The following is a 26,132-nucleotide window of genomic DNA, read 5'->3' as shown; positions in this document are numbered from 1 at the left end:
ACAGACGAAAGTCAGTCCCCATTCTTTTTTATTAAAGGAGTATTGAGAATGAAGTATTTTACCTATTTTTATGAAAATGAGCTTGAGGCATTGTTTTTTCAAAAGCCTAAAGACTTTAGCAAGTACAGTGATCGTGAGCTTTTATCCTATGGTCTAGGTGCAACGCTGTATATGCCGGCAACTCGTCCAAACATTCATCAAGACCTCCTTTCAAAAAAGCATGAAGGATTAACTTCACTGGTGATTGACCTAGAGGATGCGGTTTCGGATATTGAAGTGGAGAAAGCGGAAGTTCTTCTAGTAGAGGAGTTGCTCAAGCTACATAGTGAAATCAACAAAAAATATTTAACGATTGACGACCTGCCACTTATGTTTATCCGAATTCGGAATATAGAGCAGCTAAAAAGAATCAGAGAACAGCTAGGTAATGGTATTGAGCTATTAACGGGAGTGGTATTACCAAAATTTAATGCTGAAACTGGCGAGGCTTTACTAGCTGAAGTTGAGAATATTCACAGAGTACATAAGCCTTTTTATGCCATGCCTATTCTAGAAAGTGATAAAATAATACAAAAAGAAACCAGAATGGCAGAACTAATGGCGATTAAACATCTCCTTGATAGGTATAAAGAGAACATCCTGAATGTTCGAATTGGTGCTACTGATTTTTGTGGTTTATATGGAATCCGCAGAAGTGTCGATACTAGTGTCTACGAGATTGCTGTTTTACAAGATTGTATTGCCGATATTATCAATGTTTTTCAACGGTCTGATAGTCCGTATGTGATTTCAGGGCCGGTTTGGGAGTATTTTTCATCCAAACCGAGAATGTTGAAGCCACAGCTCAGACAAACGCCTTTTCGCGAACGTTATGGTGATGAAGGATTGCGATGGCGTGCTGAATTAATCGATCAAAATATGGATGGTTTGATCAGGGAAGTATTAATGGATATTGCTAATGGTCTAACAGGAAAAACTATCATCCATCCTACTCATATTAAAGCCGTTCAAGCGCTCAACGTGGTCACATATGAGGAATACATTGATGCTTGTTCAATCGTTGAAGCAGAAAACGGCGAAAATGGAGTCAAGAAAAGTAATTTTTCCAATAAGATGAATGAAATTAAGCCCCATTTATTTTGGGCAAAAAAGATATTATTAAAATCTCAGCTTTACGGGGTGCTGCATGAAGGATACACAAATATCGACCTTATCAAAAAAGACGTTTACGTATACAATTCTTGATACCATTGCTGTAGACATTGAAGTAACTGCTAATCCCTATCAGTTACCTATAGAAGAACTGTTTACAATGGCTGCAAGAATCAATAAAAAAAGGTCTTTTTTATTTGTTAGTAAAGTACTTGGGAAGCATTTGCCCATCTACCCACAAAAAGGTCTGCTTACAGCAGCATTACTTGCTGCTAGATATGCAGAAAGTATAAAAGGCTCGAACTGCCAGTTTACAAATGAATTCATTCGTACCTTTAGTCAAAAAGACCCGCAGTTTAAGAGCATAGCTTTTATTCAAAAGTCTATTAACCCGGTTATTATTGGTTTTGCTGAGACCGCAACGGCTCTCGGACACGCTTTTTTTGACTGCTTTGAAAGTGGTGAGTATTTTCACACCACAAGGGAAGAGATTACTAGTTTAACACCGAGTATTACTTTTGAAGAAGAACACTCTCATGCTACCTCGCATCGCTGCTATATTCCGTTAAACATGATTGATAATGAGCGTGAAATCATTTTAGTAGATGATGAAATGACCACGGGGAAAACTGCAGTCAACATTATTCAATCCATCCAAGCGCAGTTTCCAAGGAAAGAATACACCGTAGTATCAATTTTGGACTGGCGTTCAGAGGAGAATAAGCAACAGTTTGCAGAGTTAGAAAAAACTCTTGGGATTACGATAAATATTGTCAGTTTGATGAGTGGCTGTGTCCAAGTGAACGAGAATGGTAAGCTTCAAGAACAAGAACGTCTGAATACATACCAAGAAATTAACCCATCCATTGAGATAGTATCATTATCTGCATTTTTTGAAGGTGATTGTCCCTCAATCAATAATAAAGCTCCACTTATCAAAGAAACCGGCCGCTTCGGAACAGACAGCATCAATAATAAAGAACTTCACACTAAAATTAGTGAAGCATCAAAAGTGATAAGACAACATAGGACCGGTGCTAAAACTCTTTGTTTAGGGACGGGAGAATTTATGTATATCCCGATGAAATTGGCCGTGGAAATGGGAGGAAATGTCTTCTATCAATCAACTACAAGAAGTCCCATTTATATTCAAGATATCGATGGTTACGGTGCAAGACATGGATTAAGTTTCCCTAATCCAGAGGATCCAAATGTAGCGCATTTTGTTTACAATATTCCACCTGATGAATATGATGAACTCTTTGTTTTTTTTGAGAGAGAAGTATCTGTTGAAAACCTTCAGCCATTATTAAACCAAGTAAAAAAACTAAAGATCAAGTCGATAAAAATCGTCTTTTTCTCGCATTAATAAAGGGGTGAAAGAATGTCTACTATAACCAATCAGCCTGCTAAAATGGGAAGCTATTCAGAGGATGATGTTCTTTTTCTATTAAAAGATTTAAGTGATATTGAACTCGAGGATTCTACACTTAACCGTGAATTGAGAGTTCAATCTGGTCAGCATTACAGTGAATCACTTCCAATTGAATACCAGCCACCGAAGGAATATGTAGATTTGTTCTGGACGACCATCCATGAATATAAAACGAAAGTGGCTTTGTGCGTTGGGATTGTTGCAGAGCAGATTTATCGGTTGAAGGGGAAACAAGCCATTCTCGTATCACTTGCCCGAGCGGGAACACCTGTTGGAATTCTGATTAAAAGATATATTCAATTTCGTTATGGCATTTCTTTACCACATTATAGTGTCTCAATTATTCGTGACCGAGGGATTGATGAAAATGCTCTTCATTATATCCTCTCTAAACATCCTCAGGGCAGTATTCAATTTGTAGATGGCTGGACAGGAAAAGGTGCTATTTCGATTGAACTTACAAAAGCATGCCAGGAGTTTGAAGAAAAGTATCAAATCAAGTTAGATGATAAACTGGCAGTCATAGCAGACCCAGGTTATTGCACGACGCTTTTTGGCACGAGAGAAGATTTTCTGATTCCGAGTGCATGTTTAAATTCAACTGTATCTGGATTAGTAAGCAGGACGGTATTAAATACTCACTATATTGGAAAAAACGATTTTCACGGTGCTAAATACTATAAGGAGCTTCTGCCAAGTGATGTCTCCAATGAATATATTGATTTAATTAGTGCAGAGTTTCCTGCAATTGTTCAGGAGACTGAGGAGATCACGTTACAAAGAGCAAACGAGGAGATTAAAACGGAATTTCTAGGAATGCAGGATGTTAAAATTATTCAAGAACAATTTGATATTGAAAGTGCCAATTATATTAAACCAGGAGTCGGCGAGACCACACGTGTATTGCTAAGAAGAGTTCCATGGAAAATCCTTATGCGTGATTCATCTAGTCCTTATGTGAAGCATATCCTTATGCTGGCAGAAGAAAAAGGGGTAGAGGTGGTTCACTATTCGGAGATGAATTATTTGTGTATGGGCTTAATTAAATCGGTTAAGGGGACTAATAAATGATTACAGCATCAGATCTTGATCGAACACTTATGTATTCCGATCGAGCGCTTAAGGAATTCGGTATTCCGGAGGATAAAGTGTTAAAGCAAGTGGAATGGAATAAGGGGAACTGGACGGGATATATGACAGAAGCTGCGTTTTCAATGCTAAAGGAAGTCAACGATCATAGCATGTTTATACCTGTAACAACCAGAACGACAGAGCAATTTAAGAGATTTGTGATTTTTGAAAAAGAGATACCTTTAACCTATGCGATTACAACAAATGGGGCACATATATTGTATAAAGGGGAAGTTTTAAAGGATTGGTCACAGCAATTAATCCTTAATTTAAAGTGCGAATGTGCTCTTGAGGAAGAGATACTTTCTGCATTAAATAAATCTGGAATTACAATAGATGGGGAAAGAAAACAGGCTGAGAAGCTATTTTTTTATTACCTGCTAAATGGTCTTCCAACCCCATCTGAGCTCACAGAGATTCGTGAGCTTGCAGAAAAATATGGATGGAAGATGAGCCTTCAAGGACGGAAACTTTACTTTATTCCAAGAGCTATTAGCAAGGGGAAGGCGCTTGAATTTATTTGTAACCGAGAAGGAATGGAAGCAATGGCGGGCGCAGGTGATTCTGTTTTAGATTGGGATTTTCTAAAGAACTGCCGCTATCGATTCGTCCCAAGCCATGGAGAACTGCTAAAAGTGAGGGGACCAGCTGATATTACGCTGACAGACCAGCTCGGTGTTGCTGCAGGTGAAGAAATACTACAGCATTTTCTTAAGGCATTATCACTAAATGTCTAACTCTTTTTAATGTAAGGATAAAAGAAATAAAAATAGATCCCATTGAAAAGAGCAAATGACCCGCAAAAAAATAGAATTGACATACTAACAGTGGCAAGAACGGGAAAAAGTAACAGGGTAAATAGTAAGCATAACCAGAATAAATCGATCATAACGAAGGTTTTTGAGACCATTAATTCCATAATGATACTTAATTCCTCGCTGACATCTTCCATTCTTGGCCGCTTATAGATAAACCTCATGAAGTCACCTACTTATATGTGAGTACTCATTAATATGTAGGTACAAGTGAAAAGGTGAAAAAATGAGTGAATGCCTAATAGGCAAAAATGAACTGTTTTTGTCATTGATGAAACATTTTATGATTACTTTCGTATAAACAATGAACCAAGTATTTAACTGTGATATGATGGTAAAGAATACCCTTACATAATTTTACTGTAAAGAACCAAAAATCTTTCGCTTTTTTGAGGGAAGGGATTATGAATGAATTCACCATACAATCAAATGAATGTCCGACCTGTATCCCTTTCATATGAAAATTGGCTTGATATGCTGAAAACGCCCCTATCAGAACGGCCAGAATTTTTTTTAGACAAGGGAACTATTCAGATTGGGCAAGTACTGGGAAAATTCCTTGGAATTCCGATTGACAGTGATGAGTATTATAATCAGCTTTTCGATTATGTCTCATCTGCAGAACCTTGTTTGCGTTTATTAAGTGAGGAGTCACTAGATAAGCATATTGATAATCTGCACTTTCAATCGATTCAAAAGGTGTTAAATATCAGTCAAGAACAGAAGCTCTCCATTAATCGGTTCACTGCGTTTCTTGATGGTGAGCAGCTGCTGTATAAATCTAAGATTCCAGCAATTCATCGGAAAATAAGGGAAGCCATGATTTCAACACTCGAACTTTTTACTCAGCGTGAAAAGGAAGGATTAAAAAATCATGAACTGAGAAGGGTGCTAGTCGACGTCATTAAGTGGTCGATGAACCATTTAAATCCTTTATTAGATAGTGTTGATCTGGAAAAAGAAATGCCCAAATTCTTATGGTATGGAGATATGAAAAGAAGCCAGCATTATTTCATTTATTACTTAATGAAGCTGGGCTGTGATGTAGTTATTTTTCATCCTGAGGGCAAGGATGTGATGGCAGGATTTCTCGTTGATGAAATCTTTACCCACCATTTTCCCAATAAACAGCAGGCTGAACCCTTTCCAAGAGAGAGAAGAAATCGACAAACCACTGTCGCCTATCGTGCTTCAAGGGAAATTGAGACTATTCTCAATCAGGAAGGCTCGGGGTTATATAAACCTTGGCAGTTACGTGATTACACGCCGTCTTCTATTACCTTAAAAACAACTTATGATGAATTATTTATTCTTGGAAGAGAAATAGCCATGGTGCGGCCGGGTTTTGAGGTAGAGAACAATCAGGTGAAGATTCCTTCGTTGTTTGCAAAAATCCAAGGAGTTAGTAAAAATCGAAAAGAGTACTGGGAGCGAATTCAGAACCTTACTGAATTTGAACATAGCATGTTGATACGACAACTGCCATTTACTTGGTCAAGCTCTAACGATTTTCGCTTTCATTACCGAAATGCACTTGGCAGGGATGGATTATTAAATCCTGACGTGATGATGCAGGCGCATTACTGGCCATATTCCTTTTTACCAACCGGCTTGCAAAAGGGGATCGCGAATGCGATTCGGCGAATTTGTGAGAAGCCGGGTTTAAAGTCGTTGCCAGGGGAAAACATGGAAGAGGTAAGCATTTATCTATTTAGTCAGGCGATGTTTACACCAAAAGAAATTATCCAACTAATGGAGAAATTTGATTACTCTCAGCATGTACCGAAGTTAATTATCTATAACAATGAAAGCCGCGGAGTCCTTTCACGATCGGATGCAGCTCTTATTTTACTTTTAAATCAATTTGGAATTGATATTATCGTATATAATCCGCCTGGACACAACGATATTGAAAATTTCCTTCAGGAAAGTCTATTTGACACTCACTGGCTTGAGGATGTTGTTTTTGATTTAGAATATAAAGAACCTTTTAAGTTGAAAAGTAAATTCTTTCAAGGAATCTTAAAAAATTTAAGGGGAGATTAAAGAATGAATCTACAGAAGCAATCTGCCGACTTAATGACGGCAACCACAGATGATACACTTAGTGAAGCGAAGATTTCAGACATTAAGCTTGCCCTTCGGAAGGAAACCGAGGTTCAAAATCTGGCAAGGTCGATTGATGAACGAGACCAAATAAAAATATTAGAATTTGGTAAAGAGCCTGCTGTTCAAATATCTCGCTTTTCTGATCAAATTCTAGGTAATATGCGTACCACAAAGGTTGAAGATTCTGGTGAGCTTCTAAAGCAGTTAACCAAAATCATGGATAAGTTCGATCCAAAGGACTTTCAAAAGACCTCAACTGGCTTTTTCGGAAAGCTCTTTAAAAAGGGCGAAAAGATGATTGAAAAGGTATTTGGCAAATACCAAACTATGGGCTCAGAAATTGATAAAGTTTATGTGGAAATTTCCAAGTATCAGCATGAGATGGTGGATTCCACGAAAATGCTCGAGCAAATGTATGAGCAAAATTATCAATACTATATGACGCTGGAAAAATACGTGGTTGCTGGTGAAATGAAAGTTGAAGAACTTAAAAACAATCAATTACCACAGCTGGAGGCACGTGTTGCCGCAGGTGACCAAATAGCGTCCATGCAATTGGATACATTAAAAAATTCGATTGAGGCCCTAGAGCAGCGTATTTATGACCTTGAAATGGCAAAAATGGTCTCGTTACAGACAGCTCCACAAATTCGCTTACTGCAGCGAGGTAATACGAAGCTGATTGGAAAAATTAATTCCGCCTTCGTAACGACGATTCCAATCTTTAAGAATGGTCTTATTCAGGCAGTTGCAGCAAAAAGACAGAAGCTTGTTGCTGATTCGATGAGTGAGCTTGACCGTCGTACCAACGAAATGCTGTTGAAAAATGCGCAGAACATTTCTAAGCAAAGCACAGATATTGCTAGACTCGCCGGTGGTCCAAGCATTAAAATCGAGACCATTGAGGAATCCTGGAACATTATCATAAAAGGTATGCAGGAAACACGAGCCATTGAAGAAGAAAACAAACGCTTGCGTGTAGAAGGCACAAAACGTTTAGAACAGCTCCAGGACAACTTTAAAAAATTGAAACAACAATATTAATTGTTATATAAAACAAAATTTTATGATGAGGTGAATGAAATTGGCTATTAGCTTACAAAAAGGTCAAAGAGTAGATTTAACAAAAGGAAATCCCGGATTATCTAAAATTATGGTAGGTTTAGGCTGGGACCCAGTTCAAAGCGGTAAAAGCGGAGGCGGCGGTCTCTTCGGCGGATTGTTTGGCGGAGGCGGAGCTGGCGGCGGTGCCAATGTCGACTGTGACGCTTCAGTTATCATGCTTGGTGCAAACGATAAAATCCAAAACAACAATGACGTTATTTACTTCGGTAACCTTAAGAGTAAAGACGGCAGCGTACAGCACTCTGGCGACAACTTAACAGGTGACGGAGACGGTGACGATGAACAAGTTATGGTTGACTTAAGCCGCGTTCCACAAAGCGTACAGAAGCTTGTTTTTGTTGTTAATATTTATGATTGTGTAAAAAGAAAGCAGCACTTTGGCATGATCCGTAATGCATTCATTCGAGTAGTAAACCCTACAAATAATAACGAATTAATCCGTTATAACTTATCCGATGATTATAGCGGTCAAACATCATTAGTAGTCGGCGAAATCTATCGTCACAACACTGAATGGAAGTTCGCTGCAGTAGGAACTGGTACAACCGCAGCAAGCTTAAGTGAAGTGGTTCGTTCTTACAGCTAATCTATAGGAACAAGCCTTGCTTGTTCCTTCCAATATATCGTTCTAAGAGGTGATTTAGTTGGGCATCAATCTATCTAAAGGACAAAGAATTGATCTTACCAAAACGAATCCTGGCTTAACAAAGGCGGTTATTGGCCTGGGCTGGGATACAAACCGGTATAGCGGCGGGCACGACTTCGACCTTGATGCTTCTGCGTTTTTAACAGATGCAAACGGCCGTGTTACACAGGACTTGGATTTTATTTTCTATAATAACTTAGTTCACACTTCTGGCGGGGTTGAGCATACAGGTGATAACCGTACTGGTGAAGGTGATGGGGACGACGAACAAATTCGAATTGATTTCAGCAAGGTTCCTTCACACGTTCACCGCATTGCAATTGCAGTTACAATTCACGATGCGGACGCTCGGAACCAAAACTTTGGACAAGTTTCCAATGCCTTTGCAAGATTGTTTGACGAAGAAACCAATCGTGAAATTCTCCGTTTTGACCTTGGGGAGGATTTTTCAGTTGAAACTGCGGTTGTAATCTGTGAGTTATATCGTCACAATGGAGAATGGAAGTTCAACGCAATCGGAAGCGGTTTTTCCGGCGGCTTAGCTGCACTTTGCCGTAACTATGGACTAGAAGTTTAGATTTTAGTGAAAAAGCTGCCCAGTTGGGCAGCTTTTTTACATTAACGGAGGAAGTATTAAGTTGGTGCTATTAAAATAGGTATCTTTTCAACTAAATGAAAATTATATCAGCGAAAAACAGAATATATCCACGATAAACTCATTATATCCGCGTTAAATCGAAGATATCAGCGTTAATCCGGATATATCGGCGATGCCCTTTTTACTAACTATTGAAGCATCAAAAATTACCAAATCAACCTGCTCTTCTCCCATGTTATAATTCTAGTATGTAATCAAACTACTAGGAGGACATAATATGCGTAAATGGGTCGTTTCCTCCGTCATTGCCGGATTATTTATGTCGATGATTACCACCTCTAAAGCCTCATTTGATAGTATTCCACTTGGTGACTATCCAAGAAACTCTGAACTATACCAATTCATAAATAACGAAACAGCCCTCCAGCATCTAAACCAAATGATTATATTACCAAACAGCCTTTTTGATGAAAAAGCAGCTGCAGCTATTATTAATAGAGTGGCAAATTTACCTGAAACATTACTAGAAAAAATTAATCAAAATGACATTACTCTCAAGCTTTTTACAGGAAAATTAACGGATAACAAAACGGCACGATATTTAGCCGGGCAGATTCCAAGAGGCTATCACTCACAAACAACGTGGGATACAGTCCCGGGGATAGGCGGTTCACAGGTTGTTCTGGTGAAAATAGGGCACAGTGAAAAAGGAAAAGGACATGGATCTGTAAATTTAGAGTTACATGAAATGGCGCATTCGGTCGATAAACTAGTTTTCGAGAATATTAGTAAAAATAAAGAATTTCAATTGATTTGGGAAGAGGAGAGAGGAATTTTGTTTCCTGGAAACTCTTATTTCATTCTTCATGTGGAGGAATACTTTGCTGAAACGTTTGCCATGTACCATTTAAATAAAGATACAAATAAACAATTAAAATCCATAGCTCCTCTTACGTATCAATTTATTAGAGAACTTCACTAGCCTTTCATGTTAAATTGAAAGGTTTTTATGGTAAAATGAAAAACATATGCAAAACAAGGGAGTGTCGGTTTTGAAGCAATATCTAGAGCTATGTGAGCATGTGTTAAAAAATGGCCAGGCAAAGGGAGATCGTACGGGAACAGGGACGATTAGTACATTCGGCTATCAGATGAGATTTGATTTAGCGGAAGGTTTTCCTTTACTAACAACCAAAAAGCTTCATTTGAAGTCCATTATTCATGAATTGCTTTGGTTCTTAAATGGTGATACCAATGTCCGTTATTTGCAGGAAAATGGTGTGCGGATTTGGAATGAATGGGCGGATGAAAATGGGGAGCTGGGTCCTGTTTATGGACACCAATGGCGTTCCTGGTCTGGTGCTGATGGAACAACAGTTGACCAAATAAGTGAGCTAATTGATCAAATTAAAAATAATCCTAATTCACGAAGACTGATTGTGAATGCGTGGAATGTCGCAGAAATTGATAAAATGGCGTTAGCACCATGTCATTGCTTATTCCAATTTTACGTATCAGATGGTAAATTATCTTGTCAGTTGTATCAACGCTCTGCAGACGTGTTTCTTGGAGTACCATTTAATATTGCATCTTACGCGTTACTGACTATGATGATTGCTCAGGTATGTGATTTGAAGCCGGGTGAATTTGTTCACTCGTTTGGCGATGTACATATCTATCAAAATCATATCGAACAAGTCAAAATGCAAATGGGCCGTGAACTGCGGACATTACCAACTATGAAAATAAATCCAAACGTTAAGGATATCTTCTCTTTTTCCTTTGATGATTTCGTGTTGGAAGGCTATGACCCACATCCTCATATAAAAGGAGCGGTTTCCGTATGATTTCCTTTATTGTTGCAATGGCTGAAAACAGAGTTATTGGAAAAGACAATCAATTGCCTTGGCATTTACCGGAGGATTTAAAGTTCTTCAAACGAACGACAATGGGGCATCCTATTGCAATGGGCAGGAAAACACACGAATCCATTGGACGGGCTCTTCCAGGCAGAGAGAACATTGTGATCACTCGTCAACAAGACTATAAGAGCCACGATGTGACAGTTTTCTACTCAGTCGAGGAATTTGTTGAATCCTGCAGAAACCAAGACGATGAAATCTTCGTCATTGGGGGCGCTGAAATTTTCAAAGAAACGTTTGAATACGCAGACCGTCTCTATATTACACATATAGAAGAAGAGTTTGAAGGGGACACCTACTTCCCTGAGTTTAAGGAACGTGAGTGGGAGCTGGTCTCCAGTGAAAAAGGGATTAAAGACGAGAAAAATCCTTATAAGTACGAGTTTAGAATCTATAATCGTAAAACGAAAGGCAGCCACTAATTGTGCTGTCTTTTTTTAATTTAATACTGTAATTCAATGGGAGTAAAAACTGGCCTCTATATTAAAATTCATAACCAATTTTCCTATTCTGCTTTATACTATCTTATGACGTAAATTGGAGGCATCTATGTTTAGGCTTATTACATGTTTTTTGTACATGAGTGGTTTTTTAATTTACAGCATCCCCGAGCTTACAAAAATTAAGAAGCTGAGTAAGGAGTTATCTGTTGAAGAACGGAATAGGATTGTGCATAAATTCCCAAAGCAATTTTCAAAAACGTTTATGAAGCTGACCGGTTCAAAAATTAGTGTAGCCGGATTGGACTTGATTCCAGAGGGACCTGTAGTACTTATTGCGAATCACGAGAGTGATATTGATATTCCTGTATTATTGGGAGCAATAGATAAGCCATTTGGCTTTGTTTCAAAAGTGGAAATGAAAAAGGTTCCAATTATCTCATCATGGCTGGACGCCATAAATTGCGTGCTCATAGATCGTAATAATACCAAGCAAGCAGTTCACAGCTTACAAGAAGGCGTTAAGTTACTTAAAAAAGGACATTCACTGGTTATCTTTCCAGAGGGAACGAGAAGCAAAGGAGGCGATGTCCGACCCTTTAAAGTAGGAGGCATTCGTCTTGCTCAGGATGCTGGGGTACCGATTGTTCCGATTTCAATTAAAGGTACTGCGGATGTTTTTGAACGAAATGGCCGCCTCATTAAACCAGCAGCAATCAAAGTAACAATCGGGCATCCAATAGATCCTAAAGTTAATTACCATAAGAATTACAGGGAGCTTACAGAAGAAGTTCGTCAAATTATTATTACTATACGGGGAGGCAGGGGAATAGCTTCATAAAAAAGAAGCATCTGCAATCGATGCTTCTTCCTCTTTAAAAATATGCGCCATTTAATTCATAATCAGTTAGTTTATCAAGCATTCCCTTGAATTCATCTGGATGGCAGAAGTCTTCCTCATGGAAATGTGCTTTCACCCATTGAATTAATTCGGTAGGGCTATTGAAGTATTCCCCGCTTGAGTCACTCTTTCGAATCATATACCTTCCATTCTCTTCATCGATGGTTACTTCTACTGGCAGGGCTCCATCAAAACTACTGAGTGAAAATTCCATCTTCATCACATCCATTCTTTTATGTTTCCAATAGTATATGTTCCTATTGATAAAATTATAAACGAACAAACGTACAATTGTCAAAATATTTATACAATTCGGTATACCATTTTACATTGACTTCAAGTGTTGTTCTTGGTAAATTGTTAAGAGGAAAAGGTTCATATTTAAATGCTAAATATCACAACTAGGTAATTCTTCATAAATAATGTGAATTTAATATGAATTATTACGTATATTTAACTCAAAACGGTCTATCAATACTATAATCGTAGTAGAAAGATAATTAACTAAAGGGGATGTAAATCAATGTTCTCAAATATTGGAATACCAGGACTAATCCTTATCTTAACTCTAGCTCTCATCATCTTTGGACCTAAGAAATTACCGGAAATCGGTCGTGCCTTTGGACAAACGTTGAAGGAATTCAAGAAGTCAACTCGTGAACTAACGGACGATGTAATGAAGGATGTTGAAGAGGAAAAACAAAAATCGACTAAATAAGGTGTAAGAATTTTTCTTGCACCTTTTTTTCTTCAATTTTCTTTAAAACTATAAAGATGGTGCATATAACGTTTTAAAAAGAAGGATTCATTTTAACCTTTGAAATTGGCAGGGGAAATACATGGAAGATAAAGAATTACAATTAGTTGATCATTTAGATGAATTGCGTAAACGGATTATTATTTCTGCAGTCGCGTTTGTTATTTTTTTCATTGTTGGGTTCATTTATGTGACTGATATCTACGATTGGATTGTTCGAGATCTTGATGTCAAATTGATTGTACTCGGACCAAGTGATATTATCTGGGTTTATTTTATGATTGCAACAGTTATTGCGATAGCGGGTACGATCCCTGTGTTGGCCAGCCAATTATGGATGTTTGTAAAGCCGGCACTTAAACCTATCGAGAAAAGAATTACCTTATCCTATATTCCAGCATTGTTTATATTATTTATCGTTGGACTTGCGTTTGGTTACTTCGTTATATTCCCAATGGTACTCGAGTTCTTAGTTAAAATGGGAGCAGACATGTTTGTAACCAACTTTACAGCTGAAAAATATTTCCGCTTTTTAATGAATATGACCCTGCCGTTTGGAGTTTTGTTCGAGCTTCCAGCAGTCGTTATGTTCTTAACTGCATTAGGAATTATTAATCCATTCGTGTTATCAAAAATACGTAAGTACGCTTATTTTGTTCTAATCCTAATTGCAATAGTGATTACACCTCCGGATTTTATGTCGGATTTTGTGGTAACACTGCCATTGTTATTACTATATGAAATCTCGATTAACTTATCGAAAGTTGTCTACAAGAAACGATTGAAAAAGCTTGAAGAACAAGAAGAAGAATTTGCAGAAGCATAATAAATAGTACTTAAGGCTTTCAGAGATTTTTTCTCCGAAAGCCTTTTTTTATTTATGTTACTTATCACAAGCTTAGTTGAGAGTGAAAGCTGCATCTAACCGAGTGTAATCTTATTAACTAACTCCTGCTAGTTTATCCAGGCGAATAACTATTTGCTATTCATAAATATTTTTCAATACAAGCAGATTTAGACACATTTCGATCTCTCATAGGTGTATAATATATACAAACGGGTGAAAAAGAGGATTGATATTTTGTTATTCAAAAGCCTAGAGTTCAAAAATGTTGTTGGACAGAAGGTTAAAGTCGTGGATATTCCTGTATTGGAGGAAGGCAGCACTTATAAATTTATGATCCAAGTCCGTTTACAAAAATTTATTTCCGCGATTTATCAGGAAACAAAACCGAAAAAATGCTATTCGTTTAAAGAGTATTTGAAAAAGGTTATGAAATGGCCTGATTATGAAGCTCTGTTTAAAGTAGATGAATTAAAGAATAACGCTTAATACCTTTCGAACATCGGATATCCGGTGTTCTTTTATTTTTGAATCCAGCTGCAGCGCCTAGGAGCTCGGGTCATAAGTCAATCCGTCAAGAAGGTTAAAAAACAACCTTCTAGCCGGCTCGCCTTATGCCTGTCGCACCTATCAAGGCGCTTCCGCTTTTTTGTTCACAATAATTTTCATGAAAATAGGGGAATTTATATCAATAGAAATAGGGAACATGTATAATACAATGGAGTAATCCTAGGGATGTGAGTAAATGAGCAAGATTAAAATTGTCACGGATTCGACGATGGATATGACAAAAGAACAGGCTGACCAAATAGGTGTTGTAGTCGTGCCTTTATCCGTAACGATAAATGGAGAAACGTATCTAGACCGTGTAGAAATTCAACCTGCTGAATTTATGGAAACAATGAAGGGCTTAAAAGAATTGCCGAAAAGCTCGCAGCCTTCCGCTGGAACCTTCCTTGAAGTGTATGACACACTTGGTGAAGAAGGCTATGAAGTGATCTCTATACATATGACAGGTAAAATGAGTGGAACCGTTCGTTCTGCTGAAAGCGCAGCACAAATGACCAAAACAAAGGTATCGGTGGTGGACTCGGAGTTTATTTCAATTGCCCTGCAGTTCCAGGTTCGAGAAGCTGCTGAAATGGCGAAGCAGGGTAAGAATGTAGAGGAAATCCTCGAGCATCTCGATAAAGTCCGCAAGAATTCCAAACTTTATATCATGATTGACACATTAGAGAATATGGTAAAGGGCGGACGGATTGGGAAAGGAAAAGCATTTATTGGTTCTTTGCTCAATATTAAGCCGATTGCTTCCTTAGAAGGTGCCGAATATAATCCGGTCGCAAAGGTACGAAGTCATTCTCAAGTCGTTAAATGGCTGGCAAAACAATTTGCTGAGGATGTAAAAGGAAGAACAATTAAAGGTGTAGGAATTGTTCATGCCGAGGCACACGAATTAGCCATGAAAGTAAAAGATTCTTGTATAGCAGTAACCGGTTACCAGGATATTTCTGTTGATTATACTGGACCAACAATTAGTACCCACACAGGACCAGGTGCAATTGCCTTAATGTATTACTATGAATAGTAAGGGGATGGTGCCCAATGCACCATCCTTATTTATTTAACAATTGGATTTCAGATCCCTCTACACTATACCCAAGTCGCTGCAAATGCTTACGAATCCCACTTCGTTCCCAGGTCTTCAAAATCATTACCTCAAGCATTTTTTTAGGGTAAAAGATCCCGATGTTTGTTAACTCTTCGAAGTTCATCCCCTGACGCACATACTTATCTATAGTTTCGTCACGCTGATCGATAATTCCAATAAATTTATTCATTGCTAGCTCAAATTCCTGTTTCGAGAAAACACCTTTTTGATGACCGGTAATGTAGATATCAGCGTCCAATTCTAATAGAAGCTTACTAGAAGCAATAAATTCTTCAATATCCCCATCGCTTCCAAAGTACCATGGTCCAAAAGAGGTCATATCGAAATCTCCCACGTAGACAACACCTAACTCCGGAAAGTAGGGACTACTGTATCCTTTTGTGTGCCCTGGTGTATGTAGAAAGTTTACTTTCACACCGCTAAAATTGTATTCTTCTTCATATTGATACGTTCCGGAAATTTCACCGAGGCTTTGCACCCATTCCTTAGGAAACTGCTTTCGCATTGCCTCTACACCCGCATGCCCCCATTCCTGGAACACGCCGTTTCCTCTCGCTATTCCTTCGACGGATTGGATCGTTTCAAATTCGATGGGATTGATCCATTTTTCTGCGTCACCAAACAAATGGTTGTGCAAGGTATGATCGGGGTGGTAATGGGTATTGACAACTAATTCAACTCCATATTGATCATCCAGTGCACGCAGTTCCGTCGGGTCTGCTCCCGTATCAATGAGTACCTTATCTTTACTATTAATATACAAGGTTCTTGAAAAAGGAACTTTACTATTATTCGCTCCTTCAATAATCATAATGGGACCAATTCGTCTCATCCTACACACCTCTACTTTATTGCGCTCTTTTTCGAAATTTTCTGTTTGTTGAATGAATGCCCATTCATAATATCATATATTCTTTATTCCATAAACCTTCTTTTTTCCTTTTATAAGTAAACTAGACATAGAATCTTGTATAGCACACCCTTATTTTTTGGGTAAAAATAGCTCATCTGGTAATAATAAAAAAAATTGAAAAATAAAGGGCTGCTGCTTATGTTCAAATGGTTATCAGGGAAAAAAGCGGAAGAACCACCAAAAGCTCATAGTTTAGTCTTGGAAGAATTAAAGGAGCAGATTAAAACAGAATTAAATGTGGGTTCTGACCTTGTCTTTAGGACAATGAAAAGAGACGGGGAGAAACTAATTCTCTGCCTGATGAACACATTAATTGATTCAACCAAACTAGAGGAAGTCGTAATAAAATCCATTCTCAACAATAAAGAAACTGAATGGACTTGTGAATCTATTGCAAAAGTCTTACCCATGGTCTCTATTACTGCAGTTAATCAATTAAATGAAGTAGTTGCGGGAATTAACCAAGGAAAAGTATATATTTACGCAGAAGACCAGCCCTGTGGAATTCTAGCAGACATCAATAAGACCATTGAAAGAGGTCTTGAAAAAGCTGAAACAGAATCACTCGTCTACGGTCCAAAAATCTCTTTTACGGAATCACTGCAGGGTAACATGAATATTTTGAGAAACAACGTCAAAGATGAAGGTTTATGTGCGGAGGACCTTACTGTTGGCAATCGTTCAAAAACAAAAGCCAAGCTTGTCTATATTAAAGGTATTGCTGATGAAGAAATTGTCAAAACCTTTAAACAGAGGGTCCAGGATCTGACACTGGATTATGTTCCCGGGGCGACTGTACTTGGTCAGTATATTGAGAGCGACAGCTGGTCCGTTTTTCCACAGTTGATGACAACAGAGCTTCCTGATCGTGTATCAATAGCGTTATATAGGGGGAAAGTGGCCGTATTAATGGACAGGAGTCCTGACTGCCTTTATGGTCCTACATCTTTTTTCGCCTTTTTTGAATCGACAGAAGATGTTTATATGCGCTGGAACATGGGCTTGTTTTTACGGATGCTTCGGCTTGTAGCTACGTTTTTATCTGTATTACTTACGCCTGCCTATGTGGCGGTTTTAACGTATCACTATGAAGTGATTCCTTCCCCTTTGCTGCTATCACTGGGGGAATCAAGGGCAAGAGTTCCCTTCCCGCCCGTCATGGAAGCACTATTACTCGAATTCGTTATCGAATTATTACGGGAGGCAGGGGCCAGGCTGCCGACAAAAGTGGGTCAGACAATGGGTATCGTAGGAGGTATCGTAATTGGGCAGGCGGCAGTTGAGGCAGGATTTACAAGTAATATCTTGATTATCATCATCGCGTTAAGTGCCCTTGGATCATTTACAACACCAAGTTACTTAATGGGGACTGCGATTCGTATCATCCGATTCCCAATCATCCTTTTGGCAGGCTTATGGGGGGGCATCGGTATCATGCTTGCATTTTGCTACTTCATTATCCACCTGCTCAAATTGGAGACAATAGGGGCCCCATATCTTACACCTGTTTACCCTATTAGGTTAAAGGATATTGGCTATAGTTTCTTCAAGCTGCCGCCTCAATATCTTTCATTCCGCCCCTTAACAAATCGAACAGATGATAAGGAGCGCTTTCCTAGTAAGAAGGCAAAGCAAAAAAGGGATGTAGATGAATAGGAGCGAACAAAAATGAAGGTGAATTTACATCCGAAAGAAGGATTATTGTTTAATGCATTTATGCTCGTTTTTATCATCCACTCGATACAGGTAGGAGTTGGGTTAGCGGGCCTTCCCAGAGTTGTTTATTTAGAAGCAAAGCATGATGCTTGGATTTCTGTTTTCTTAGCAGGGGTAATCACATCTTTTGTTTTAGTGTTTATGATACAAATGCTCAAGCAATATGACAGTGCAGATTTATATGGAATCCATGTTGATGTATTTGGTAAATGGGCAGGAAATTCTTTAAGTTTTATCTACATGATTTATATGGCATCCACCTTTTTTATTATCTTAATGAACTATGTTGAAATTGTTCAAGTGTGGATATTCCCAACTTTGCCCACTTGGCAGCTTTCCCTCGTACTCATTCTGTTAGTGATCTATGCAGTTTATGGTGGAATAAGGGTAGTTGTAGGAGTGGCGTTTCTTTCTGTTGTCGGAACAGTATGGCTGGCTGTGGTCTTATTTGTACCTTTACAATTCGGAGATTTTACTCATTTGTTTCCAATTTTAAATGTGAACGCGAAACAATTATTTAAGGGCGCTCAAAGTACAACACTTTCTATGCTGGGTTTTGAAATTATAATGTTTGTTTATCCATTTGTGAAAGAAAAGCAAAAGGCATTGTTCTTTTTGCAAATTGGGAATTTAATTACAACGATTACATTTACTCTAGCTACCCTCATTTCCATTGTATTTTTTGCGTCGAATAGCCTGGAAAAAACGATCTGGCCGGTTTTATCAATGTTTAAGATTGTTCGACTTCCTAACTTAGAAAGATTTGAATTTATCGCAGTTTCCTTTTGGATGCTAATTATCTTACCCAATATGTGCTTATATCTTTGGGCAGCTTCAAAGGGATTTTCTAGAATCTTAAGGAAAAAACAAAAGTGGGGTATTTGGGTGATTGCCATGGCCGCATTTGCAGCTTCCTTTTTTATAAAGTCAAGATACCAAATGAATACGATGACAGATTTGGTAGCGAAAGCAGGGTTTTACTTAGCATTTTGCTATCCTGTGATTCTTGCTAGTATCGTCCTTATAAAAAAAAGATTTAAAAGAAAGGAGAGTAAGCATGCAGAAACTTCGTAAATGGCTGAAGTTAGTGATTGGGATGAGTTCTTTCATTTTACTTACTAGCTGCGGAGTCGAACCGAAGCAGCTAGAAAGATTGGGGCTCATTACGGCAATAGGATTTGACTTAAAGAAGGAAAATGAAATTACGGGGACCGTTGCAGTATCGAAATTTGATCCAATGGCCAAAGTTATGACCAACTTAATTTCTGCCGATGCTAATACACTCCAAACATTAAGATCAGAGGAAAATCTTGCAACCGACCAAAGACTGGAAATGGGCCAGCTCCGGTGTGTCATTTATAGTAAGGAGTTGGCTGAAAAAGGAATTATTCAGCTTGTAAATGCTCTCAATCGTGATCCGGCGGTTGGGAATATGGTTTATTTAACGATTGCTGAGAAAGATGCTTTGTCCATTATAAATATGGACGAGAAAAAAATAAAGGTGAATATTGGCACCTATTTATATAATTTAATCAGACAAAATGTGGAAAGGGAACTCCTAATCTCTCCGACACTTCATGAATTTAATCACCAATTTTTTGATTACGGACAGGATCCGGTTCTGCCAATACTAAAAGTAGCAAAAGACAAGGTCGCGATTTCAGGAGTTGCTTTATTCAATGATGATAAAATGGTAGCAAAACTAAGTAATGATAAGCTCTTCTATTTAAAATTATTAACAGATCAATATCGAACCGGATCAAAGGAATTAGAATTTAATCGCGACGAATTTGCGAATATAATCAACGTTCAAGGTGGTCAATCATATGGTGAGATTTATAATAAGTTATTTATAAGTATCGATAATTTGCGCAGTAATACGAAAATTGATTTAGTGGATAAAAAGAATCTAGTTTTTGACATCCAGGTAAAAATGGATTCTAGATTGCTGGAAACCACGAATTATTTAGACTTAGGCAAACCGGCCAATATGAAGTTCATAGAGAAAAAAATCAATAAAGAGATGGAAAGTCAAATTAAAAAACTCCTTGTGTTCTTCCAAAAAAAGCAGGTTGATCCGGTCGGAATAGGAAATGAGTATATGGCACATGTCCGCGGTAAGCCTATATCACAAGAGGATTGGAAGAAATTATATAAGAATGCTAAATTTGATGTTCAAGTAAAAAATACACTAACGAAAACAGGTACGATGGATTAGTGAGCTATTGTCTTTCTTCTATTGCGATTCTTTGTTAAACTAATCACAAAAAGAAAATGCTTACGGAGGATTTATATGAGTTACCGGTTATCGTTTCTAGTTTTGGTTATTATTGTACTCCTATCAGCTTGTGGGCAGAAGGGGATTGAGAATCCGCTCGATTATCCAGTTAAAGATTTTAATGCTGTGACACAAGACAATCAACCATTTGAAAAGAAAAATTTGGACGGGAAAATTTGGGTAGCTGACTTTATTTTCACCAATTGTGCTGATGTGTGTCCGCCAATGACTGCTAATATGACCAAGCTGCAGAAAATGGTCGAAGACGAAAAGTTAGAAAATGTTGAGTTTGTTTCATTTAGTGTCGACCCGACTGTGGATACAACTGAAAAACTAACAGAATATGCGAAAAACTTCGGGCTGATGGATGAGAATTGGACCTTCTTAACGGGCTACTCACAAGAATTTATAGAGACCTATGCGAAGGAAACCTTCAAAACGTTAGTAAAGAAGCCACAAGAAGGTGATCAGGTTATTCACCAGACATATTTTTTCTTAGTGGGTCCAGATCAAAAGGTTAAGAAGATTTACGATGGTTATCAGGAAGTACCTTACGATGAAATGATTAGTGATATTAAATTGTTACAATAGACCTCTCTAACAGGTCTATTTTTTTGGTAAAGAATAGGATATCGTACGAGCATGTTTTGAATTATTTACGTCATGTTATAATATCATTAGTAAGAGGGTGGTGAAGTGTATGAAGAGAGTTTTCACCCTTCTCCTTCTATCGACTTTTTTCTTAAGTTCTTGCAGTCAATCCGATCGCTGGGAATTACATAAAGAACGAACTGCTTCGGCTGTCGTTTATGAAGAGATTCCTGCCGATTTTGTACCAAAGGAAATTAGCATTATTTCTGCTGGTGATTCATTAACAGAGGGTGTTGGCGATAGTACCAATACTGGTGGATATCTGCCTTACTTAAGAACTTTGCTCGAGGAAGAAAAGGGGATTAAGGAAGTTGATTTTTATAACTTCGGTGTAAAAGGGAATCGTACCCCGCAATTATTAAAAAGGCTGCAAAAAGATGAGATTCAAGACAAACTTTCATCTGCGGACTTAGTGATTTTGACAATTGGCGGCAATGACATTATGAAGGTGGTCAAGGATAATATCTCAAATCTTCAGCTCTCCGTTTTTGACAAGGAAAGAGAAGAATATATTAATAATTTGTACCAAATCATGAATACCATTATTCGCGTAAATCCTGATGCCTATATTGTGTTAGTTGGAGTATACAATCCTTTTTCTCAATGGTTTTCTGATATTAAGGAACTCGACCAAATTGTTTCAGATTATAACGTAGCCAGTCAAAGAGTGATCGCCAACTATCAGAATGCTTACTTTGTCGGAATTGAGGATTTATTTAAAAACCCTGCAGAGAGTCTATTGCATACAGATAACTTTCATCCAAATAATAAGGGGTATGAATTGATAGCAGAACGATTAAATGAAACATTAGAAGAACGAACATTACCTGATCTCGTTAAGAAAGCGTATATGGTCAGTAAAGAGGAGAATTAGCTTTCTATGAAAAATAAATGGAAAACGGGATTCTTTCTTTTAGCAGGGTTAAATCTATTCATTGCCATCCTTCTTTTATTTTTAATTTTTATTCCGGCCGATAAGAAAGAAAAACTTCAAAATACGATACCAGAAAACAAGAGTGTTTCTTTCCAAGTTAAATCGAATAAGGCTGACTTAAATGTATTAATTAACCAGTATATTCACAAGGAAGCAGCTGATTCACCGATTGACTACAGTGTGCAGCTTCGGGATGAAGTGGAGTTATATGGAACTTTACAATTCTTTAGTCAAGAAGTGGACTTGAAACTCACCTTCGTACCTGAGGCATTAGATAATGGTGATCTAGTTTTAAAGCAGAGGTCGATATCGGTCGGCAGTCTGCCCCTGCCCGTTTCCTATGTGCTGAAATTTATCAAAGATAACTATAAGCTCCCAAAAGGTGTAGACATTCTGCCAAATGATAAAATGATTCATGTTCACATGGAACAATTAAAATTAAAGAGTGATGTGAAAATAAAGGCGAATAAGTTTGATCTAGTAAAAGATGATATTGCTTTTACCATCGTTGTACCTGTTGAATAAGGATAAGGTGGCTCACACATTGTGAGTCACCTTATTTATTAATCCTTCAAAATCATTGCTTGTAATGCAGGCTCTTCTTTTGAGAGCCCGATCAATAAAATGGTATAGGTTTCATTTGGACGAAATTGTGCTTTTGGCATGGGGAGAATAATGTTTTTCGTACCCGCTTCCCTTATCTCTAAGTCCACGGTCATCGGCATTATTCCTAAATATTCACTTGCCTGCTTGTAGGAAACATTGGGGAAGACAACATCTCTATCCTTAACGGCAAAATCTAATGCACCCGTGTCATGTGATAAATGCAGAAAACGAATTTTTGATTCATTTGCCGGCACTTCAGGTTGATTAAGATAAGGAAGAAGCCGCATTTTTTTTACAGGGTTGACGGCTGCAAATGTATAGAATTTTCCAGGTTCAACGGTAATCTTTTTATTGAGGACACTATCAACCGAATTTCCCGTAGGATAAATATCAATATGATACTTTCCAGGCTTTAATGGCAGGTAATTGCTTGCAACCCTGAATGGAAGACGTTTTACATGCATCTGCCCATTAATATATATGTCAATATCGGGGGCATCAGGTGAGGTGTGAAGGAACCGGACCCTTCCTTCGCCTTGGGTTTGTTGGATGTTACGCATCTGCATAGCTTTGTTCATATATTTTAGATGTTTCAGATAGTACTGCATGTGTAAGTTTGGATTTGTATATTTAACATTATGAGCCAGTAAATCATACATCGCTGCTCTTTGAAGATAATCAGAATGATCTCTGTTTCCAGACATACCCTTCGCTCCTTTCTTGCTTTCTTTACAAATTAATTTATTCAAGCATGTTTAGGTGGGTGTCTAATATTGGATTTTTTGTTTACAAATGGATAAAGATAACATATACTTATTACAAATAAGTCGGAAGGCGGGTGAAGTGTAATGTTAATTGAAAATACGTTAATTGCCGTTGATTTTAATATTACTTGCACAGCCCGCAGATTCACCAGTTAGGGGAATCTATACCCATTATTCCTTTTGCGAATAAAACCATGGGCTGTGTTGCCTATGGTTTTTTATTATGCAAATTTTTGGAGGAATATGGATGAATTTAATAAATATTGGTTTAACTGAAAAAATAAACAACGATTTTCTAGTGCTAAAACAAAGCGATGAAATGATTATTGGCCGCGTGGCATTAGAACATAAGCATCTATATCGTGTATGGACGGAGCATGGTGAACTACTTTGTGAGGTTTCTGGAAAATTCAACTTTGAAGCATTAAACCGTGAAGATTACCCAGCGGTTGGAGACTGGGTGATGCTCAAAGCCCGTGTTGAGGAAGGAAAAGGTACGATTTATTCAGTGATGCCGCGGTTCAGTAAATTTTCTCGTAAATCTGCTGGGAGAACGGCTGAAGAGCAAATTGTTGCGGCAAATGTCGATACAGTTTTCCTTGTAAATTCATTGAATGACGACCTTAACCTAAGAAGAATTGAACGGTATTTGTTGCTTACCTGGGAAAGCGGTGCGAATCCGGTTATTATTTTGAGCAAGGCAGATTTATGCGAAAATGTTGATGAGAAGCTTGCAGAAGTTGAATCCATCGCTTTTGGCAGTGTACCTGTAATCGCGATTAGTGCTGAAATGAATCGCGGAATTGAAAAGCTTGCGCCTTACTTACAGCCTGGAAAAACGATCGCACTACTAGGATCATCAGGGGTAGGAAAATCAACTCTAACGAATGTGTTACTGGGTGCAGAGAAGCAGGCAGTGAAGGAGATTCGTGAAGGGGATGATAAGGGCCGCCACACGACGACACACCGTGAAATGGTTTTATTGCCAAATGGCAGTGTCTTGATTGACACCCCAGGAATGCGCGAAATCCAGCTTTGGGAAAGTGCAGATGGATTAAATGAAACGTTTTCTGATATCGATGAATTGGGTGAAATGTGCCGGTTCCGGGATTGTAAGCATAAGGATGAGCCTGGCTGCGCCGTCTTAGAGGCGATTGAAGAAGGGACATTAGCTGCAGCCCGCTTAACCAGCTACAATAAGCTTCAAAAAGAACTTGCCTATATCGAGAGAAAAGCCGACAAACGCGCACAAACAGAAGAACAGAAAAAGTGGAAGAACATTACCAAACAAACGCGGCAAAAAAAGAAAATTAAATAGTTATTTTTGCCGAACCGCAATCCATGGTTCGGCTTTTTAATGGAGTGGGTGCACATCGCGGATATATTGAGATTAACGCTGATATTATTGATTTAACGCGGATATATTAGGATTGTCGCGGAAATATCAAATTAAACGCGGATATATTAAAATGCTTAAATCGTCAAATTGTATTTCTGCTTGAAGTTTCGGTATACTCATAGTCAAAGCAATATTATTACCTAAGGGGTGGGAAGCATGGAAGAAACTAAACAACTGGCTACATTTGCTGGAGGCTGTTTTTGGTGTATGGTGAAGCCGTTTGATGAGCAGCCCGGGATTATTAGTGTCATTTCTGGTTATACTGGCGGCCACGTCGAGAACCCTACATATGAACAGGTTTGTTCGGAGACAACGGGTCATTATGAAGCTGTTCAAATTACCTTTAATCCTGAAATCTTTCCATATGAAAAACTGCTTGAGCTATATTGGCAGCAAATCGATCCAACCGATCCTGGCGGTCAATTCCATGACCGTGGTCAGTCCTATCAAACCGCGATTTTTTACCATAATGAAAAACAAAAGGAGCTTGCTGAACAATCTAAGCAGAACTTACAAGAAAGCGGGCGTTTCACAAAACCAATTGTAACACCGATAATCCCCGCCAAAACCTTCTATCCAGCAGAAGAGTATCATCAGCATTACTACAAGAAAAATAAAGCACATTATGAAGGTTATCATGTCGGTTCAGGGAGAGCAGGTTATATCAAGGAACATTGGGGGGAGAAAAAGTGAAAAATAAAGATCAATTAAAGAAAGAATTATCACCGATGCAATATGAAGTAACCCAAAATAATGGGACGGAGCCTCCATTTCGAAATGAATATTGGAACGAGACGAGAGACGGAATTTATGTAGATATCGTTTCTGGCAAACCATTATTTAGCTCTCTTGATAAATACGATGCAGGATGCGGATGGCCGAGTTTCACTAAGCCAATTGTTGAAGAAGAAGTAATTGAAAAAGAAGATAACAGTCATTTTATGGTTCGGACAGAGGTTAGAAGTAAAAATTCTGACTCCCATTTGGGTCATGTCTTCGATGACGGACCAGGTCCAAACGGGTTACGCTACTGTATAAACTCTGCAGCCTTACGCTTTATTCCGAAAGAGGACCTAGAAGAGCAAGGATACGGAGCTTATAAAAAACTATTTGACGAAAACTAAAAAGCCGCATTCGCGGCTTTTTAGTTTGTCGATAAAGTCCCTACAGCCATAATTTACCAGTGCGAAGGTGCTGGAGTGACCGAAGCTTGGCGTGAGAAGAGGTTTGGGTCAATGGAGAGGTGCTGGAGTGACCGAAGCTTGGCGTGAGAAGAGGTTTGGGTCAATGGAAAGGTGCTGGAGTGACCGAAGCTTGGCGTGAG

29 protein-coding genes are annotated in these 26,132 nt (G+C 38.3%); 25 read left to right on the top strand and 4 right to left on the bottom strand.

What is annotated here, in order from left to right:
* Positions 1 to 48: 48 nt before the first annotated feature.
* From H0184_RS05845 to H0184_RS05830, 4 genes are read left to right on the top strand one after another with little or no spacing between them, the layout of a single operon-like run.
* On the top strand, positions 49 to 1,245 hold the full coding sequence (locus H0184_RS05845; RefSeq protein WP_221822537.1) for an HpcH/HpaI aldolase/citrate lyase family protein: 1,197 nt from the start codon (positions 49 to 51) through the stop codon (positions 1,243 to 1,245).
* Positions 1,187 to 2,521 carry a phosphoribosyltransferase family protein gene (locus tag H0184_RS05840; protein ID WP_221822535.1) on the top strand — a complete coding sequence of 445 codons (1,335 nt, stop codon included), beginning with the start codon at positions 1,187 to 1,189 and terminating at the stop codon, positions 2,519 to 2,521. Before H0184_RS05845 ends, H0184_RS05840 begins: the two co-directional genes overlap by 59 nt.
* Positions 2,522 to 2,536: 15 nt before the next feature.
* Positions 2,537 to 3,658, top strand: coding sequence for a cysteine protease StiP family protein (locus tag H0184_RS05835; protein WP_221822533.1), 1,122 nt, complete (start codon positions 2,537 to 2,539; stop codon positions 3,656 to 3,658).
* A complete protein-coding gene (locus H0184_RS05830) occupies positions 3,655 to 4,455 on the top strand; it encodes an HAD family hydrolase (protein ID WP_221822531.1) in 801 nt (266 codons plus the stop codon). The genes H0184_RS05835 and H0184_RS05830 overlap by 4 nt, the downstream gene beginning before the upstream one ends.
* On the opposite strand, the gene H0184_RS05825 is transcribed toward H0184_RS05830, so the two are convergent.
* On the bottom strand, positions 4,452 to 4,697 hold the full coding sequence (locus H0184_RS05825) for a hypothetical protein (RefSeq protein ID WP_221822529.1): 246 nt from the start codon (positions 4,695 to 4,697) through the stop codon (positions 4,452 to 4,454). The genes H0184_RS05830 and H0184_RS05825 overlap by 4 nt on opposite strands.
* Positions 4,698 to 4,941: 244 nt before the next feature.
* Between H0184_RS05825 and H0184_RS05820 the strand changes: the two genes are divergently transcribed.
* The 8 genes from H0184_RS05820 (at position 4,942) to H0184_RS05785 (ending at position 12,214) form a co-directional block, all read left to right on the top strand.
* Positions 4,942 to 6,579, top strand: a complete 1,638-nt coding sequence (locus tag H0184_RS05820; RefSeq protein WP_221822528.1) for a YceG family protein — start codon at positions 4,942 to 4,944, stop codon at positions 6,577 to 6,579.
* A 33-nt stretch (positions 6,580 to 6,612) separates the two neighbouring features.
* Positions 6,613 to 7,686 (top strand): toxic anion resistance protein, encoded by a 1,074-nt coding sequence (locus H0184_RS05815; protein ID WP_260631481.1) that lies wholly within the window; start codon positions 6,613 to 6,615, stop codon positions 7,684 to 7,686.
* A 40-nt stretch (positions 7,687 to 7,726) separates the two neighbouring features.
* A complete protein-coding gene (locus H0184_RS05810) occupies positions 7,727 to 8,353 on the top strand; it encodes a TerD family protein (protein ID WP_221822524.1) in 627 nt (208 codons plus the stop codon).
* A gap of 58 nt (positions 8,354 to 8,411) precedes the next feature.
* Positions 8,412 to 8,990 (top strand): TerD family protein, encoded by a 579-nt coding sequence (locus tag H0184_RS05805; protein ID WP_221822522.1) that lies wholly within the window; start codon positions 8,412 to 8,414, stop codon positions 8,988 to 8,990.
* Positions 8,991 to 9,288: 298 nt separating this feature from the next.
* Positions 9,289 to 9,993 carry an anthrax toxin lethal factor-related metalloendopeptidase gene (locus tag H0184_RS05800; RefSeq protein WP_221822519.1) on the top strand — a complete coding sequence of 235 codons (705 nt, stop codon included), beginning with the start codon at positions 9,289 to 9,291 and terminating at the stop codon, positions 9,991 to 9,993.
* Positions 9,994 to 10,063: 70 nt separating this feature from the next.
* Complete coding sequence (locus H0184_RS05795) at positions 10,064 to 10,858, top strand: thymidylate synthase (protein WP_260631461.1); 795 nt, start codon at positions 10,064 to 10,066, stop codon at positions 10,856 to 10,858.
* Positions 10,855 to 11,355: a dihydrofolate reductase gene (locus H0184_RS05790; RefSeq protein WP_221822515.1), complete on the top strand. Its 501-nt coding sequence runs from the start codon at positions 10,855 to 10,857 to the stop codon at positions 11,353 to 11,355. Before H0184_RS05795 ends, H0184_RS05790 begins: the two co-directional genes overlap by 4 nt.
* A 127-nt stretch (positions 11,356 to 11,482) precedes the next feature.
* The gene (locus tag H0184_RS05785) at positions 11,483 to 12,214 is read left to right on the top strand and encodes a lysophospholipid acyltransferase family protein (RefSeq protein WP_221822514.1); all 732 of its coding nucleotides are present in this window, start codon (positions 11,483 to 11,485) and stop codon (positions 12,212 to 12,214) included.
* A gap of 34 nt (positions 12,215 to 12,248) precedes the next feature.
* Here the strand turns inward: H0184_RS05785 and H0184_RS05780 are convergent, their stop codons facing one another.
* Positions 12,249 to 12,488, bottom strand: a complete 240-nt coding sequence (locus H0184_RS05780; protein WP_221822513.1) for a hypothetical protein — start codon at positions 12,486 to 12,488, stop codon at positions 12,249 to 12,251.
* Positions 12,489 to 12,797: 309 nt separating this feature from the next.
* Between H0184_RS05780 and H0184_RS05775 the strand changes: the two genes are divergently transcribed.
* The 4 genes from H0184_RS05775 (at position 12,798) to H0184_RS05760 (ending at position 15,463) form a co-directional block, all read left to right on the top strand.
* Positions 12,798 to 12,992 (top strand): twin-arginine translocase TatA/TatE family subunit, encoded by a 195-nt coding sequence (locus H0184_RS05775; protein WP_221822512.1) that lies wholly within the window; start codon positions 12,798 to 12,800, stop codon positions 12,990 to 12,992.
* A gap of 121 nt (positions 12,993 to 13,113) precedes the next feature.
* Complete coding sequence (gene tatC, locus H0184_RS05770; RefSeq protein ID WP_221822511.1) at positions 13,114 to 13,857, top strand: twin-arginine translocase subunit TatC; 744 nt, start codon at positions 13,114 to 13,116, stop codon at positions 13,855 to 13,857.
* A 255-nt stretch (positions 13,858 to 14,112) separates the two neighbouring features.
* A complete protein-coding gene (locus H0184_RS05765; RefSeq protein WP_221822507.1) occupies positions 14,113 to 14,364 on the top strand; it encodes a DUF2535 family protein in 252 nt (83 codons plus the stop codon).
* Between the two features lie 256 nt (positions 14,365 to 14,620).
* Positions 14,621 to 15,463 carry a DegV family protein gene (locus H0184_RS05760; RefSeq protein WP_221822506.1) on the top strand — a complete coding sequence of 281 codons (843 nt, stop codon included), beginning with the start codon at positions 14,621 to 14,623 and terminating at the stop codon, positions 15,461 to 15,463.
* 28 nt (positions 15,464 to 15,491) lie between these two features.
* On the opposite strand, the gene H0184_RS05755 is transcribed toward H0184_RS05760, so the two are convergent.
* On the bottom strand, positions 15,492 to 16,379 hold the full coding sequence (locus tag H0184_RS05755) for an MBL fold metallo-hydrolase (RefSeq protein WP_221822503.1): 888 nt from the start codon (positions 16,377 to 16,379) through the stop codon (positions 15,492 to 15,494).
* 219 nt (positions 16,380 to 16,598) lie between these two features.
* Between H0184_RS05755 and H0184_RS05750 the strand changes: the two genes are divergently transcribed.
* From H0184_RS05750 to H0184_RS05725, 6 genes are all read left to right on the top strand, one after another.
* Positions 16,599 to 18,116 (top strand): spore germination protein, encoded by a 1,518-nt coding sequence (locus H0184_RS05750; RefSeq protein ID WP_221822501.1) that lies wholly within the window; start codon positions 16,599 to 16,601, stop codon positions 18,114 to 18,116.
* Between the two features lie 12 nt (positions 18,117 to 18,128).
* Complete coding sequence (locus H0184_RS05745) at positions 18,129 to 19,250, top strand: GerAB/ArcD/ProY family transporter (RefSeq protein ID WP_221822497.1); 1,122 nt, start codon at positions 18,129 to 18,131, stop codon at positions 19,248 to 19,250.
* On the top strand, positions 19,234 to 20,394 hold the full coding sequence (locus tag H0184_RS05740; protein ID WP_221822495.1) for a Ger(x)C family spore germination protein: 1,161 nt from the start codon (positions 19,234 to 19,236) through the stop codon (positions 20,392 to 20,394). The genes H0184_RS05745 and H0184_RS05740 overlap by 17 nt, the downstream gene beginning before the upstream one ends.
* 75 nt (positions 20,395 to 20,469) lie before the next feature.
* Positions 20,470 to 21,045, top strand: coding sequence for an SCO family protein (locus H0184_RS05735; protein ID WP_221822492.1), 576 nt, complete (start codon positions 20,470 to 20,472; stop codon positions 21,043 to 21,045).
* Between the two features lie 109 nt (positions 21,046 to 21,154).
* The gene (locus H0184_RS05730) at positions 21,155 to 21,979 is read left to right on the top strand and encodes an SGNH/GDSL hydrolase family protein (protein WP_221822491.1); all 825 of its coding nucleotides are present in this window, start codon (positions 21,155 to 21,157) and stop codon (positions 21,977 to 21,979) included.
* A gap of 6 nt (positions 21,980 to 21,985) precedes the next feature.
* Positions 21,986 to 22,564 (top strand): YpmS family protein, encoded by a 579-nt coding sequence (locus tag H0184_RS05725; RefSeq protein WP_221822490.1) that lies wholly within the window; start codon positions 21,986 to 21,988, stop codon positions 22,562 to 22,564.
* A gap of 38 nt (positions 22,565 to 22,602) precedes the next feature.
* Here H0184_RS05725 and H0184_RS05720 read toward each other — a convergent pair whose 3' ends face one another.
* Positions 22,603 to 23,349, bottom strand: a complete 747-nt coding sequence (locus tag H0184_RS05720) for a DUF4397 domain-containing protein (RefSeq protein ID WP_221822489.1) — start codon at positions 23,347 to 23,349, stop codon at positions 22,603 to 22,605.
* A 307-nt stretch (positions 23,350 to 23,656) separates the two neighbouring features.
* Between H0184_RS05720 and rsgA the strand changes: the two genes are divergently transcribed.
* The 3 genes from rsgA (at position 23,657) to msrB (ending at position 25,932) form a co-directional block, all read left to right on the top strand.
* A complete protein-coding gene (gene rsgA, locus H0184_RS05715; protein ID WP_221822488.1) occupies positions 23,657 to 24,727 on the top strand; it encodes a ribosome small subunit-dependent GTPase A in 1,071 nt (356 codons plus the stop codon).
* Between the two features lie 237 nt (positions 24,728 to 24,964).
* Positions 24,965 to 25,501, top strand: coding sequence for a peptide-methionine (S)-S-oxide reductase MsrA (msrA, locus tag H0184_RS05710; protein ID WP_221822485.1), 537 nt, complete (start codon positions 24,965 to 24,967; stop codon positions 25,499 to 25,501).
* Positions 25,502 to 25,536: 35 nt separating this feature from the next.
* Entirely contained in the window at positions 25,537 to 25,932 is a 396-nt protein-coding gene (gene msrB / locus H0184_RS05705) for a peptide-methionine (R)-S-oxide reductase MsrB (RefSeq protein ID WP_221823094.1), read from the top strand.
* Positions 25,933 to 26,132 lie beyond the last annotated feature (200 nt).

This window comes from Neobacillus niacini, from assembly GCF_019749295.1.
Classification (GTDB): Bacteria; Bacillota; Bacilli; order Bacillales; family Cytobacillaceae; genus Neobacillus; species Neobacillus niacini_D.
Note: the sequence above shows the minus strand (reverse complement) of the source record. Positions and strands in the feature narration are given on the sequence as shown.